General features: G+C 75.0%; 11 protein-coding genes and 1 pseudogene. 4 read left to right on the forward strand and 8 right to left on the reverse strand.

Features of this window, described 5'->3' with window-relative positions; all coding sequences use genetic code 11:
• Nucleotides 1-5 precede the first annotated feature (5 nt).
• The 5 genes and pseudogenes from DSM104299_RS22305 to DSM104299_RS22325 all read right to left on the reverse strand — a co-directional run bounded on the left by DSM104299_RS22305 (nucleotide 6) and on the right by DSM104299_RS22325 (nucleotide 3,038).
• Nucleotides 6-812 (reverse strand): family 1 encapsulin nanocompartment shell protein, encoded by an 807-nt coding sequence (locus tag DSM104299_RS22305; RefSeq protein ID WP_272473865.1) that lies wholly within the window; start codon nucleotides 810-812, stop codon nucleotides 6-8.
• A 77-nt stretch (nucleotides 813-889) separates the two neighbouring features.
• Nucleotides 890-1,189, reverse strand: a pseudogene (locus DSM104299_RS22310) (ferritin family protein); the annotation flags it as partial.
• A gap of 26 nt (nucleotides 1,190-1,215) precedes the next feature.
• Nucleotides 1,216-1,734, reverse strand: a complete 519-nt coding sequence (locus DSM104299_RS22315; RefSeq protein WP_272473867.1) for an HAD family hydrolase — start codon at nucleotides 1,732-1,734, stop codon at nucleotides 1,216-1,218.
• Nucleotides 1,735-1,741: 7 nt separating this feature from the next.
• Nucleotides 1,742-2,239 (reverse strand): DUF6328 family protein, encoded by a 498-nt coding sequence (locus tag DSM104299_RS22320; RefSeq protein WP_272473868.1) that lies wholly within the window; start codon nucleotides 2,237-2,239, stop codon nucleotides 1,742-1,744.
• Nucleotides 2,240-2,276: 37 nt separating this feature from the next.
• Nucleotides 2,277-3,038 carry a SigB/SigF/SigG family RNA polymerase sigma factor gene (locus DSM104299_RS22325; RefSeq protein WP_272473869.1) on the reverse strand — a complete coding sequence of 254 codons (762 nt, stop codon included), beginning with the start codon at nucleotides 3,036-3,038 and terminating at the stop codon, nucleotides 2,277-2,279.
• A 128-nt stretch (nucleotides 3,039-3,166) separates the two neighbouring features.
• On the opposite strand from DSM104299_RS22325, the gene DSM104299_RS22330 reads away from it, so the two are divergent.
• On the forward strand, nucleotides 3,167-4,408 hold the full coding sequence (locus DSM104299_RS22330; protein ID WP_272473870.1) for a MerR family transcriptional regulator: 1,242 nt from the start codon (nucleotides 3,167-3,169) through the stop codon (nucleotides 4,406-4,408).
• Here the strand turns inward: DSM104299_RS22330 and DSM104299_RS22335 are convergent.
• Nucleotides 4,323-5,114, reverse strand: a complete 792-nt coding sequence (locus DSM104299_RS22335; protein ID WP_272473871.1) for a SigB/SigF/SigG family RNA polymerase sigma factor — start codon at nucleotides 5,112-5,114, stop codon at nucleotides 4,323-4,325. The two genes, DSM104299_RS22330 and DSM104299_RS22335, sit on opposite strands and share 86 nt — an antisense overlap.
• A gap of 197 nt (nucleotides 5,115-5,311) precedes the next feature.
• On the opposite strand from DSM104299_RS22335, the gene DSM104299_RS22340 reads away from it, so the two are divergent.
• The 3 genes from DSM104299_RS22340 (at nucleotide 5,312) to DSM104299_RS22350 (ending at nucleotide 6,951) form a co-directional block, all read left to right on the forward strand.
• Nucleotides 5,312-5,815 (forward strand): ANTAR domain-containing response regulator, encoded by a 504-nt coding sequence (locus tag DSM104299_RS22340; protein WP_272473872.1) that lies wholly within the window; start codon nucleotides 5,312-5,314, stop codon nucleotides 5,813-5,815.
• A gap of 64 nt (nucleotides 5,816-5,879) precedes the next feature.
• The gene (locus tag DSM104299_RS22345; protein ID WP_272473873.1) at nucleotides 5,880-6,047 is read left to right on the forward strand and encodes a hypothetical protein; all 168 of its coding nucleotides are present in this window, start codon (nucleotides 5,880-5,882) and stop codon (nucleotides 6,045-6,047) included.
• On the forward strand, nucleotides 6,028-6,951 hold the full coding sequence (locus DSM104299_RS22350) for a YihY/virulence factor BrkB family protein (RefSeq protein ID WP_272473874.1): 924 nt from the start codon (nucleotides 6,028-6,030) through the stop codon (nucleotides 6,949-6,951). The genes DSM104299_RS22345 and DSM104299_RS22350 overlap by 20 nt, the downstream gene beginning before the upstream one ends.
• Here DSM104299_RS22350 and DSM104299_RS22355 read toward each other — a convergent pair.
• Both DSM104299_RS22355 and DSM104299_RS22360 read right to left on the reverse strand, forming a co-directional pair.
• Nucleotides 6,944-10,618 carry a UvrD-helicase domain-containing protein gene (locus DSM104299_RS22355; protein ID WP_272473875.1) on the reverse strand — a complete coding sequence of 1,225 codons (3,675 nt, stop codon included), beginning with the start codon at nucleotides 10,616-10,618 and terminating at the stop codon, nucleotides 6,944-6,946. The genes DSM104299_RS22350 and DSM104299_RS22355 overlap by 8 nt on opposite strands.
• Nucleotides 10,603-13,518: a PD-(D/E)XK nuclease family protein gene (locus DSM104299_RS22360; protein ID WP_272473876.1), complete on the reverse strand. Its 2,916-nt coding sequence runs from the start codon at nucleotides 13,516-13,518 to the stop codon at nucleotides 10,603-10,605. The genes DSM104299_RS22355 and DSM104299_RS22360 overlap by 16 nt, the downstream gene beginning before the upstream one ends.
• Nucleotides 13,519-13,539 lie beyond the last annotated feature (21 nt).

Below are 13,539 nucleotides of genomic sequence, written 5' to 3' on the forward strand. Positions count from 1 at the left end.
CGTGGCTACCGCACGATCGCGACGGCCGCCTCGGGCGACGCGACGCGGAACGAGAACGACTCCTCCAGGTAGAGGGTCACGCGCTCGGCGTCGTGGGACTCGTAGCCGACCGCGAGGTCCTGGCCGCTGTCGTACAGGAAGTCCCCGCCCCGCTGCGACAGCACCACGCCGCCGTCCACGCCCGGGGCCCACACGATCGGGCCGCCCAGGATCTGGCGCAGGTGGTCGAACAGCAGGACGCCGCCGCGCTCGGCGGACTCGATGACGCGCGTGTACTCCTCGCGCCCCAGCGCCAGCGCGTACGGCCCGCCGACACCCGCCCGCAGGAGCTGCTCGACCGCGCGCGCCACGAACGACGGGTAGCGCTCGGTCTCGTCGCCGCACGGGATCGCGTCGTGCGGCGAGACGCGCGCGACGCCGTCGATCCCCGCGTCGCTCCAGCCGTGGAAGACCGCCGCGTTCTCGGCGACGACCACGCGCTGCGCGGCGGCGTCGAGGTCGTCGAAGTCGACGTCCTCGGCCCCACGATCGCCCGCGGCCAGCTCGGCCCGCGACACGACGAACCGCGCGCGCAGCTCGACCAGCGGCAGGACGCGTCGGACCCGCCCTTCGACGCGGTCCAGCGGCGAGATCTCCTCGTCGCCGACGCGCCCCAGCGGCGTCGCGCTGTGCTCCCAGCCCTTCGGGCCGTCGAAGTCCACCAGCCGTCGCGCGGCCAGGCCCGGCGTCAGCCGCGCCTTGGCCTCCTCGTCGATCCGCTTCCAGCCCGCCTCCGAGATCGGCGCGTGGCTGCGCAGCAGATGGCCGCTCACAGCGAGGCTCCCTTCAGCGAGCCGATGCCGAGCGACCCGTCGTAGCCGGCGTCGTCGTCGCCCTCACCCGCGGCGGCCTCGGCCGCCTCGCCGTGCGCGACGATGTCGCCCTCCTGGAACAGGACGCCCTGGGCGATCTCCCGCCACTTCGGCTTGCGGCGCAGGAGGAACTCCAGGTCCATCGCGAAGTGCTTGTACTCCTCGCCGACGGCGTCGCTCATCACGGCGTGCGCCTGCGGGTCCTTCTCGAGGGCGAGCCGCTGCTCGTACCAGCCGATCGCCTCGGCCTCCTCGGTCAGCGACGCGCACAGGCGCGCGAAGGTGCGGGTCTCCTCCGGCAGCTCCTCCGGAGGCTCGTGGTACTGGTCGAAGCCCATGGTCGTCCGAATCTACCCGGCGAGCGCTACGCGCCGGGTCCCTCCGCGGGCGCGGGCGGCTCGATCGGATCCTCGCGCGGCGTGTCGGGCTCGGGGACGTCGGGCCCGACCGGGCCGCCGGGCGTTCCGGGCTCGACGGGCGGCTCGGGGTCGGCGGGGACCGGCGACGGCTCCGGCACGATCGGCGTCGCGGGCTCGGTCGGCTGCGGGACTTCCAAGACGGTCATGCCCTCGCCGTACCCGAGGGGCGTGTCGTCCAGGCGCGTTCGCAGGTCGCCGATCATGATGCCGTTCTTGCCGTCGTCGCCCAGCTGGTCCATCGCGGCGAGGACGAGATCCGGGTCGGGCTTGGTCGCCTGGACGTCGGCCGACGTCGTCCACCCGTCGGCCAGCGAGCGCGCGTCGAGCAGGTCGAGGTGGTGGTCGACCTCGTCGGCCTTCGCGCTGGAGGCGAGCACGACCTTGCGGCCGCGGACGTGCAGGTCCTGCAGCAGCGCTCGCGCGCCGCGCAGCGGCTCGACCTCGGCGATGAAGGTGAAGCACAACGCCGTGTCACCACTCCTTCTTGCCCGATGCCTTGCGCCGCCACGCCAGACCGAACCACAGCCAGAAGAACAGCGCGCTCATCGCCGACACGACGATCGCGACGGTCAGGGCTCCGAACAGCAGATCGGTCAGCAGCAGCAGGACGCCGTTCATCGCGAACGCCAGCAGCACGATCCCGGCGATCGTCTGGCGCGTCCCCAGGGCCACCAGGTAGGGCTTCTGCCCCTCGCGGAACGTCAGCCGGTGGAAGGCCGACGGGCCCATCAGGAACGCCGCGCTCGCGGCGGTCAGCAGCAGCGTGATGAAGTAGACGATCCGCTGGAAGTCGTCGACGTCGGCGAAGCGCTGCTGGAACGGGACCGTCAGCAGGAACCCGAACAGCACCTGCACGCCGGGCATGACGACGCGCAGCTCGTTGAGCAGCTCGATCAGCTCGCGGTCGAGCCGCTCGGCCTCCTCCTCGTCGGCACGGGCCTCGTGCTTGGTCGTGTCCCCGGGCGCCATGGCGTGCGCCCGAGGTCTTCACCGCAAACGCGCCGTCCTAAGCGGCGGCGGGCATCGCGATCCTGTCGCGCAGCTGCTGCACGGTGCGCCGGATGAGACGCGAGACGTGCATCTGCGAGATGCCGATGTGCTCGGCGATCTCCCGCTGCGTCAGGCCCTCGAAGTAGCGCAGGCGGACGATCTCGCGCTCGCGCGGGGCCAGCTCGTGCAGGCCGTCGGCGAGCATCGCGCGCGCCTCGGCGCGCTCGAAGCCGAGGTCGTCGTCGCCGATCGCCTCCAGCGGCCCGGTGCCGTCCTGGAACGGCTGGTCGAGCGAGAGCGTGCGGTAGGCCTCCGCCGCCGCCAGCGCCTCCATGACGCGGTCGTCGTCGGTGCCGGTCGCCCGCGCCAGCTCGGCCACGGTCGGCGAGCGCGCGAGGTCGTGGACCAGCCGCTCGCGCACGATGCCGATCTTGCCGCTGAGCTCCTGGACCTCGCGCGGCACGCGCATCATCCAGCCGCGGTCGCGGAAGTGCCGCTTGAGCTCGCCCGCGATCGTCGGCACCGCGTAGGTCGCGAACCGCACGTCGCGGCTCAGGTCGAAGCGGTCGATGGCCTTGATCAGACCGACGCACGCGACCTGCTCGAGGTCGTCGAGCGGCTCGCCCTTGTTGGCGTAGCGGCGCGCGAGGCTGCGCGCGAGCGGCAGCATGCGGGCCGCCACCTCGTCACGGGCCGCGCGGTCGCCGTCGAAGTGCCATCGATGCAGCAGCGCGCGCACGTCGTCGCCGCCGCGGGCCGTGGCCGTCGTCGGGTACATGTTCCCCTCCCAGTGATGTCCCTGCCCTGCCACCCCCAGAAGTGGGGATGGCCGTATCCTCACTTTTGGGGATGGGGACGCAAGGTGGACATGATTGGTCATCCGTCTGGTGGGCAACAATTGACACTGTGCGCGAGGTGGACAAAGGTGGGCAGACGATTAGCGCGACGCGCTTCGCCGAGCTGACGGGCGTCTCACGCGACCGCCTGCGCACCTGGGAGCGCCGCTTCGGGTTCCCAGATCCGGTGCGCGTCGGGTCCGGACCGCGCCGCTACGCGCTCGCCGACGCGGCGCGCGTCGTGTCGATCCGCGAGGCGGCCGGTCGCGGCACGCCGTTGAGCGCCGCGATCGCGCTGGCGCGCGACGTCGTCCCGCTGGAGGCGCCGCCGGCCGACACGTTCCGCCATGCGGTCGAGCGCGCGCCGGTGCCGGTCGCGCTGATCTCCGGCCCCGAGCCGCTGCGGCTGGCGTGGGGCAACGCGGCGCTGCGCGCCGTCGAGGGCTCCCCCGCGCCCGGCGAGCTGCTGTCGGGCGTCGCCGCGCACCAGACCGGCGCGGTCCTGCGCAAGCACTTCGTGCGCGACCTGCGGCCGGTCGAAGTCGAGCATCCGCCGTGGGGCGGCAGCGTCGTCGGCGCGGGCTCGCGGCCGATGCGGGCGCGGTCGATGGTCTACCGGCTGCCGGTCGAGCCGGGCCAGCGGCCGCTCGTGGCGATCGTCGGCGTCGAGACGCGCGGCGAGCACGAGGCGCGCGTCGCGCTCGCGGCCGCCGAGGACGAGCTGGCGCGGCTGCGCCACCGCGAGGAGCGCCACGACCGCTGGCTCGACGCGCTCGGCGGCCTGGCCGCCGAGTTCCAGCACGAGCCGGGCCCGGACGTCATCGCCAGCGCGCTGGACATCCTCATCCGCCAGACGCAGGCCGTCGACGTCGGCCTGGCCTCCTACGTCAGCGGGCGGCTGGCGCTGCACGGGACGCGCCGCGGCGCGCTCGGCGCGACCGCCCTGACCGTCGCAGCGCATCCGCAGGTCGGCCGTGCCCTGCGCGACGTCGACGGCGCATGGCTGGAGGAGACGACGGCGCGGGCGCTGGGCGTCCCCGACGGCCTGCATGCGGTCGGCGTGCCGGTCGCGGTCGCCGGCGAGGTGCTCGGCCTGCTGGTGATGGTCTTCGACGAGATCGAGCCGCTGGACGGCGACAACCGGCGGCTGCTGGCGGCGATCTCGGCGTCGGTCGGCTTCGCGCTGCTGCGCGACCGCTTGGTGCGCGAGCTGCAGGCGGCCAGCGTCAGCGATCCCGATCGCCCGGCAGGCCGGCCACCGGCCCAGCGGTTCGCGCGGTCAGACGAAGCCGGGACACCGCCTGGCGGATGAGCCGCGAGACCTGCATCTGCGAGACGCCGATGATCTCGCCGATCTCGGCCTGCGTGAGGTCCTCCTCGAAGCGCAGCCGCAGCACCTCGCGCTCGCGCGGCGTGATCGAGCGCATGAGCCGGTCGATCGTCGCGCGGTCCTCGGCGCGGTCGTAGCCGTTCTCGTCGCCGCCGAGCGTGTCGGCCAGCGTGTCGCCCGGGTCGGCCTCGGTGCCGCGCGGGGTGTCCAGCGACGTGGCGTGGTAGGCGCCGGCGGCCTGCAGCGCCTCCAGCGCGGCCTCCTCGCCGATCCCGAGGTGCTTGGCCAGCTCGGCCACCGACGGCTGGCGGTGCAGCTCGCGCGTGAGGTCGCCGACCGCGCGCTCGACCTTCAGCGCCATCTCCTGGAGGTCGCGCGGGACCCTGACCGACCACGTGCGGTCGCGGAAGTGGCGCTTGATCTCGCCGAGGATCGTCGGGACCGCGTACGAGGAGAACGCCACTTCGCGCGAGGCGTCGAAGCGATCGACGGCCTTGACCAACCCGAGCGACGCAACCTGCATGAGGTCGTCGAGCGGCTCCTCCGGGCGCTGGTAGCGCCGGGCGAGCTGCCGGGCCAGCGGGAGGTAGCGCTGGACGAGGGCGTCGCGCAGCGCAGGATCCCGACCTTCCGAGAGGCGGGTGAAGAGGAGTCGTTCCTCGCGTGAGCGTTCGGCGTCGTGCTGCAAGAGCGGAAAGGGCTGGTGCAGCGCCGGGGCGATGGGGCGCGGAAGGACGGACACAGAGCGGGGCGGTCGGCCCTGTGTCCGCGACCTATTATACGCGGGTGGACGCACCTGCGGACGGCCTGCGGATCCTTGCCGCCGATGAGGACCAAGAGGCGCTCGCACGTACCGCTTCGGTCCTCGGTCGGCTCGGTCACGACGTGACCGCCACGGCCGTCGACCTCGCCCAGGTCACCGAGGCGATCGCGCGCGAGGAGCCCGAGCTGAGCGTGGTCGTCGTGCACCGCGACGACGAGCACGCGCTCGACCTCGTCGAGGAGATCGAGGCGTTCGCCAGCGGGCCGGTCATCGCGCTGCTGTCGGTCGAGGACGCCGAGTTCGTGCGCCGCGCCGCCGAGCGCGGGATCTACGCCGCGGTGCGCGACGGCGACCCCGAGGCGATCCAGAGCGCGATCGAGATCGCGACGCGCCGCCACGCCGAGACCACGCGGCTGGCCGAGCAGGTCGACCGGCTGGAGACGGCGCTGGAGCGCCGGGCCGTGATCGAGCGCGCCAAGGGGATCGTGATGGAGCGCCACGGGCTGACCGACCGCGAGGCCTTCGACCGGCTCCGCGCGCACGCACGCTCCAACAACCGGACCGTCGTCGACGTCGCACGGGCGGTGAACGACGGGCACGCGCTGCTCGGCGGCGGCGGGACCTGAGCGCGACGCTGAGCGTTCGGCGCATGGTGAATGACGATCGCGTCGTCGGGGGAACCTGTAGGTCATGATCGGAATCCTCATCGCCGTCCTGGTGGCCGCGCTCATCTACTGGCTGTGCCTCGCCCTCGGGCTGCCGGCCATCGTGGGCATCGTCGCCGCGATCCTCGTGCTGATCGGGGGCGTCGGCACCGGCGGCTACGGCATGCGCACGGGTGGCCGCAATCGCCTCTAGCGCCGCTTCGCGGCTCGACTTGGGCCAGGCGTCGTTCGTCGGCGCCGCCCAGCGCGCCTTCTCGCAGTTCCGCCGCCACGAGCTGACCGACGTGGCGGCGGCGCTCACCTACTACGCCATGATGTCGCTGTTCCCGGCGATCGTCCTGGCCACGTCGTTGTTCTCGCTCATCGGCGACGAGCAGACGGTGAGCAACGCGGTCGACTACCTCGCCCGCCAGGGCGCCGACCAGGCCACGCAGGACGCGGTCAAGGCGGTCATGGAGAAGATCGTCAGCGCGTCGGGCGGCGCGGTGTCGGTCGCCCTCGCGATCTCGATCCTGATCGCGCTCAACGGCGCGTCGGGCGCGTTCGGCGCCGCGGGCCGGGCCCTCAACCGCGTCTACGCGGTCGACGAGGACCGCGGGTTCGTCGGGCGCAAGCTCAACGACCTCGGCATCACGCTCGCGATCGTCGTGGTCCTGCTGGTCGTGATGGCCGCGCTGTTCCTGGGCGGCGCCTTCGCGCAGGACCTTCTGGGCGCGATCGGCCTGGGGTCCACCGCCTCGACCGTGTGGTCGATCGTCCGCTGGCCGATCGCGCTGGGCGGCATGTTGATGGCCTACGCGTTGATCTACGCCTACGCGCCGGACCGCGAGCCGCGGAGCCTGCGCTGGATCACCCCGGGCGCGGTGACCGGCGTCGTGATCTGGATCGTCGCGTCGATCGGGTTCGGCATCTACATCAAGAACTTCTCGAGCTACGGCGCGGCATACGGCGCGGCCGGCGCGGTGATCGTGCTGCTGCTGTGGCTGTGGCTGTCGTCGTGCGCGCTCCTGTTCGGCGCGGAGCTCAACGCCGAGCTGGAACGGGCCGAGAGCGCCGGGCGCGGCGGCCCGCCGTCGCTGTCGCCGCCGCCTAGCTGACCGGGGTCGGGTCCTCGCGGAGCGTCAGCTCCTCAGGGTGGTGGCAGAGGGCGCGGCGGCCGGGACAGGTCAGGCAGAGGCCGCGGTGCGGGCGGGCGGTCGGCGTGAAGTCCTCGGCGGCGATGCCCGCGACGAGCTGGTCGAGCTCCTCGCGCAGGCGCGGGATGTCGGCGCGGTCGTAGATCGCGGTCGCCGGCTCCGCCGGACGGTGGAGGAACAGGTGGGAGACCTCGACGTCGGCCGCGCCGGCGCCCAGGGCCGCGAGCGCGTAGATGCGCCGCTGGGCCTTGTAGTCGCCCTCGACGTAGGCCTCCAGGTCGGTGTCGGGCCCGACGACGTCGGACTTGTAGTCGACGACCAGCGCGCCGCCGGAGTCCTCGAAGGCGATGACGTCGACGACGCCGTTGAGCAGCGGCGCCCGCTCATCGCCGAGGCCGACGACGAACCCGTGCTCGCGCCGGACGTCCTGGGCCTGGGCCAGGCGGGTGGCGAGCGTGGACTGCGCGAAGGCCGCGACGAGGTGCTGGAGGTCGACGACGTCGGCGGGCGTCAGCTCGGCCTCCATGAGGGCGGCCGCGGCGCGGACGGCCTCCTCGGTCGGCGACGCGGGCCGGGCGAAGTCGAGGTCCTCGAGCAGGGCGTGGGCGAGCGACCCGCGGGTGAGCGCGTCGAGGCCGTCGGGCACCGGCCCGGCCGGCCGCTCGGCGCGGGCAAGCGCGGGACCGGGATCCTCCCGCGGCAGGCGCAGGACGCGCTCGAGGTACCACCGGTAGGCGCAGCGGTCGTAGGCGGCGAGCGAGCTGTAGGACAACGTCGCGGGCAGCGGCCGCGCGGGCGCCGCCGGGAGCGCCCGCGGCGGAGTGGCGGGTGTGGCGGGCGGCTGCTCCGGCGCGGCCGGCGCGGCGAACACGCGCCGCGGCGCGGCCGGCGGCGCGTCGAAGAGGTCGAAGGCCAGCTGGCCGCCGGAGGCCTCGGCGACGGCCGGCTCGGGCACGCCCGGCCCGGCGGCCTCGGCGGCGATCGGCGCGGGCGTCTGGAGCGTCTCGGGCGGCGGCGCGCGGAAGGTGCGGACCGCGATGCGGGGGCGCGCCGCCTCCGGCCGTGGGTCGGCGAGGACCGGCGCGGCCTCCACCGCGTGCTCGACCAGGCCGGCGAGGCCGGAGACGAAGCGCGGCGCGAGCCAGCGCAGCGGCGCGACGGCGGGCGCGGGCGTCCCGAGCCACCGGTCGGCCTCGAAGGTCCCCGACAGGATCAGCCGCTCCTCGGCACGGGTCATCGCGACGTGGAGGATCCGGCGCTCCTCCTCCATGTCGGCGGTCTGCTGCGCCTCGCGCAGCTCGTCGAAGGCCAGGGCCTTGGCCGAGCCGCCGTCGACCGTCCGCAGCCGCAGGCCGACGCGGTCGCCGCGGACCAGCAGGTCGTCGCTGCTGTTGTTGCCCGGCCGGCCGAGGTCGGCGACGACGACCACCGGGAACTCCAGGCCCTTGGCGGCGTGCATCGTCATCAGGCGGATCGCGGTCGCGTCGCCCAGCTCGACGGGCGCGTCGGTCTCGCGCGCCTCGGCCTCCAGCTCGGCGGTCGCCAGGTCGATGAGCCCGCGGACGTCGCGCCCGCGTCGCGCCTCGAAGCCCGCGGCCAGCCGCTGCAGCTTCAACACGTTCGCCCAGCGGCGCCGACCGCCGGGTAGGCCGAGGACATGCAGGTCGTAGCCGGTGCGGTCGACCACGCGCTGCAGCAGCTCGTCGAGCCCGCGCCGCGGGGCGTGCTCGCGCTCGCCGACGAACCACGGGCAGAAGTTCGCCACCGCGCTGCGGTCGGCGTCGGGGAGCAGGTCGTGCAGCGCGACGCCCTCGGCGGTCAGCGCCTCCCAGCGCCCGCCCTGCCTCGCGCGGCGCGCCAGGATCGCGAGGCCGTCGGCGCTCACGCCCACCAGCGGCGAGGCCAACAACCCGAACAACGCCAGCTCGTCGCGCGGGTTGGCCAGCGCGCCGAGGTACGCGCACAGGTCGAGCACCTGCTGGCGGCCCCAGTAGCCGCGGCCGCCGGCGGCGAGCGTCGACAGCTCCTGCTCCTCGATCGCGCGCTCGAAGACCGCCATGTCGGTCGCCGCGCGCAGCAGCACCACGACGTCGGACGCCGGGACGCCCTCGACGCGCACCAGCTCCGCCACGCGCTGGGCGACCACGCGCGCCTCGGCCCGGCGCTTGGCGCTCGCGGCCGGCAGCGACGCGAGCAGCTCCGCCGGCCACGCCTCCACCGCGTCGCCGTCGGTCAGCAGCAGCTCGACGACCGGGCCGTCGGGCTGGCCGTCCGGCGACCGGCCCGCGACGAACGGGACGTGCGCGGCGCCGTGCAGCTCCCCCATCGCGTCGTCGAGCACCGCGAGGATGTCGGGTCGGCTGCGGAAGTTCGCGGCCAGCTCGGCGGCGGCGCCCACCTGCCGGAGCGCGGCGCGCTGCGCGCGGAAGATCCCGACGTCGGCGTGGCGGAACCCGTAGATCGACTGCAGCTCGTCGCCGACGACGAAGCGGTCCTCGCCCAACAACCCCAACAAGTCCAGCTGCGTGGCGTTGGTGTCCTGGAACTCGTCGACCATCACCCGGCTGAAGCGCTCGGCGTAGGACGCGCGGATCGCGGGCGCGGCCCGCAGCAGGTCGCGGGTGAGCAGCTCGAGGTCGTCGAAGTCCAGCGCCGCACGGGCGCGCTTGGCCGCGGCGTAGGTGTCGGCGTAGCGGCCCAGCAGCTCGTCCAGCAGCGCCACCGCGCGAGCGGCGAGCGTGTCGCGCCATGCGGTGGCGAACGCGTCGAGCGCCGCCAGGTACGCCGCGCAGCCGTCGCCCTTCAAGGCCTTGGTGTTGCCTGGCTTGAACGCGGCGGCGTCGAGGTCGGCGAGCGCGGGCGCCGCGTCCGGACCGGTGCCGTCCAGCGCGGCGAGCAGCCGCCGGCAGCGGGCCAGGGCGCCGCGCGCCGCGACGATGCTGCGCTTCTGCTCCGCCGGCTCCAGCTCGCCCTCGGCGCCCGCCAGCGCGCGGGCCAGCGGCGCCGGGTCCGGCAGGCTCGCGCCGACGGCCGGCAGCGACGGCCGCGTCATCCCCGAGCTGCGCAGCTGGTCGTGGACGATGCCGATCAGCGCCTGGAGCGCGTCGACGCCGTAGGCGGCGACCAGGTCCAGGGCGTCGGAACGGCCGTCGGCGAGGAACGTCGCGAGCGCCTGCTCGAACGCGGTGGCGCGCACGTCGCGCGCGTCGGCGTCCTCCATCACCGCGAACGCCGGGTCCAGCCCGGCCCGGACCGCGTGCGCCCGGAGGATGCGCGCGCACAGCCCGTGGAAGGTGGAGATCCAGGCGGCGTCGAGGTCGCGCGCGCGGTCGCGCCGCCCGAGCTCGACGAACCGCGCGCGCACGCGCGTCCGCAGCTCCCCCGCCGCCTTGTCGGTGAACGTGATCGCCAGGATCCGCCCCGGCTCGACGCCGTCCTCCAGCACCGAGCGGACGAAGCGCTCACTCAACACGGAGGTCTTGCCCGACCCGGCGTTGGCCGACAGCAGCAGCGAGCCCTCGCGGCGCGCGATCGCGCCGGCCTGCTCGGGCGTGAAGGGCAGCCCGGCCCGGCCGATCATCGCGCCGGCGTCGTCGTACAGCGACGCGGCGGTCACGACGTCACGCACCGGCAGATCGTCGGGTGCGCGCAGCCGCCGGTGTAGGCGCACGCGTCCGGCGCCGGGTCCAGCGCGCCCGCGCGGATCTGCTCGACCGCGGTCCGCGCCGCCTCGGCGCACGCGCGCAGCAGCGCGTCGAGGTGCTCCTCGTCCAGGCGGTCGTTGCCGAACGCGGCGAGCCCGGGATCGGCGTCGCGCAGGATCGCGCCGCGCGGCCGCGACTCCGCCCCGCCCAGCGGCTGGTAGAAGCCGCCGACCGGCTCCAGCCCCAACACGTGGCGCAGGGCCAACATGTACAACCCGATCTGGAGCTTGCCCTTCTCGAGCCACTTGGCCTGCTCGGTCGCGGTCTTGCCCTTGTAGTCGTACACGATGGCCTCGTGACCGGAGGCATCGAGATCGACGCGGTCGATCCGGCCCGCGAGGCGCAGCGCGCCGCCGTCGAGCTCCAGCGGCGGGTGCGGGTCCTCGGCGTTGCCGAACTGGACCTCGAACCGGGACGGCGCGAACGTGCTGCCGGCGTGGGCGGCGAACTCGAGGTAGCGCACGAGGTCGACCTCGAGGCGCCGCAGCGCGCTGCGCAGCCGCTCCGGGTTCGGGGAGATCTTGTAGTCCTCGGCGTGCTCGGCCAGCGCGCCGGCGACCAGCGCGCGTGCCTCGGGCAGCCGCTCCGGCGCCAGGCCGCCCTCGGCGGCCAGCGACGACAGCGCGATCTCCAGCACGCGGTGCGCCAGCTCGCCGCGGATCATCGGCTCCGGGTCCGGGACGAGCACCGCCGGGCGCAGGTGACGCTCGACGAACCACTTGACCGGGCAGGACGCCCAGACCTCCAGCTGCGACGCCGACCACGTGTGGCGCTCGCGCAGCGGCCCGAGCGCGGCGGGCGCGCGGAGGTGGCCGATGACCGGCGGCGTCGCGGGCGGCGCGGCGGCGGCGGAGAAGCGCGCGGCCTCGCGCTCGGTCGGCGCCTGGTCCGCCGGCCAGCCGGCGGCGCCGAGCTCGCGCCGGCGCGGGCGCGCGGCCCAGCCTTCGGTTACGAGGTCGGCGACGTCGTCGACCAGCAGCGACCGCACCGCCGGCGCGCCCTCGTCGTCGGCCGCGTGCCAGCTCAAGGCCAACAGATCGGTCGGCCGCGACACCGCGGCGTAGAAGAACAGCCGCTCGACGTTCAGCGCGTCCTCGTGCAGGCGCAGCCGCAGGCCGGACGCGGCGTTGATCGCGCGGCGGTCGTCGTCGCCCAGGAACGGCTCGGCCCGGGCGGGCGCCGGGAAGATCCCCTCGTTGCAGCCGAGGACGAAGAGCGCCCGGACGCGCCGCGCGCGCAGCGACTGCGGCCGGGTGACGATGACGCGGCCGGCGCCGGCCTGCGACCCGACGTAGACCTCGAGGTTGTTGATGGTGTTGACCAGCGCGGCCGGATCGGGTTGGAGCTCGGCAGGCAGTTGGGCCAGCTCGCGCAGCGCCCGGCGAACCTGGGCGGCGACGCGCGCGTCCAGCTCGCCCTCGGCGTCGAAGACGTGCGCCGCGCGGCGGTAGGGCGCGGCGAGCAGGAGCGCGACCTCGCTCGCGACGCGATCGGCCAGCCCGCGGACGCCGTGGTTCTTGTAGGCCTCGGCGAGGTGGTCGAGGGTCTCTAGCGACCAGCGCTCCTGCTCCCAGAGCCGGCGCGCCTCGCGTGCGGTGCGGGCGCCCTCGCGCCGGGCGCGCGCCTCCAGCCGGTCGGCGAACGCCGGCTCGCGCAGGACGCCGGGCGTGCGCAGCCAGGCCAGCAGCTCGTCGGCCGAGGCGTCGAGCAGCGCGCAACGGACCATCGCGACCAGGCCGCGCCCGAGCGCGGTGTGCCCGACCTTGATCGTCCGCCGGACCGCGGACGGGATGTCGTAGGTGCGGAAGACGAGGTCGATCAGCGGCGCGACCGCGTCGAGCCCGCGGTGGACGACCGCGATCTCGTCGGCGGCGTAGCCCTCCTCGCGGATCAGGCGCGCGACCTCGGCGGCGACGAGCTCGACCTCGGCGCGCTCGCCCCCGCCCTCGAGCGCGACGAGCGCGCCGGTCGGGTCGACGCGCGTCGTGTCAGGCTCGTAGAGCGAGCGCTCGACGTGGTGCAGCGCGGCGCGCGCGGTCGGCGCGTAGTAGTCGGCGACGGCGTCGAGCCGCTCTTCGCTCGCGCCGAGCGCCAGGAGGTCCTGATGCAGCGTGGCGCGTGCAGCGAACGCGGTCCGGCCGGGCTCGAAGGTCAGCGACAGCAGCACCTCGGCCCCGACGGCGTTGGCGAGCGTGTCGACGACGTCGCGCTGCAGCGGCGAGAGGTCGTCGAAGCCGTACAGGAAGACCGGCGTCCCGCCCCACCGCGCGGGGTCCGCGCGCAGGGCGTCCAGCGCGGCGGTGACGTGGCCTGGACGGTCGCGGCGGCCGGTGCGGTCCTGCTCGCGGCGGTAGGCGAGGATCAGCGCGCCGAGCTCCTCGGCGAACGGCGCGCGCGCGGCGTCGCCGGCGGCCCAGGCGCGCAGCGCGACGACGAAGCGCGGCGGCTCGACGCGCGCCTCGCCGAGCTCCTCGGCGAAGGCGACGAGCGCCGACGCGAAGCCGGGCGTCGCCGCCGCGGCCCCTAGGCGCTCCAGCGGCGTGGCGGCGATCGCCGCCGCGGCGACGCGCTCGCGCTGCAGCTCGGTCAGCGTCCGGCCCGGAACGCCGGCGCGGCGGCCCAGGTCGCGCAGCAGGCCGTCGAAGCGCTCGACCCGGACGCCCAGGACGGCGCCGTCGGCGGCCAGCTCGCGCCGGTAGATCTCGACGTCGGCGGTGGTCGGCACGACGAGCAGCGGCGACGCGGCCGAGCGCGCGCGGGCGGCGTCCAGGAGGACGCGCGCCTTCGCCGCGTTGGCGGGGCCGGTGACGAGGTGCAGGGGCATGACGGGGGCCGCGCGCTCGAT

It is taken from the genome of Baekduia alba (assembly GCF_028416635.1).
Lineage (GTDB): Bacteria > Actinomycetota > Thermoleophilia > Solirubrobacterales > Solirubrobacteraceae > Baekduia > Baekduia alba.

Coding starts and splice junctions, on each gene's coding strand:
- DSM104299_RS22325 (WP_272473869.1), bottom strand. CDS start 3,038: ATGTACCCGACGACGGCCACGGCCCGCGGCGGCGACGACGTGCGCGCG.
- DSM104299_RS22360 (WP_272473876.1), bottom strand. CDS start 13,518: ATGCCCCTGCACCTCGTCACCGGCCCCGCCAACGCGGCGAAGGCGCGC.
- DSM104299_RS22345 (WP_272473873.1), top strand. CDS start 5,880: ATGATCGGAATCCTCATCGCCGTCCTGGTGGCCGCGCTCATCTACTGG.
- DSM104299_RS22320 (WP_272473868.1), bottom strand. CDS start 2,239: ATGGCGCCCGGGGACACGACCAAGCACGAGGCCCGTGCCGACGAGGAG.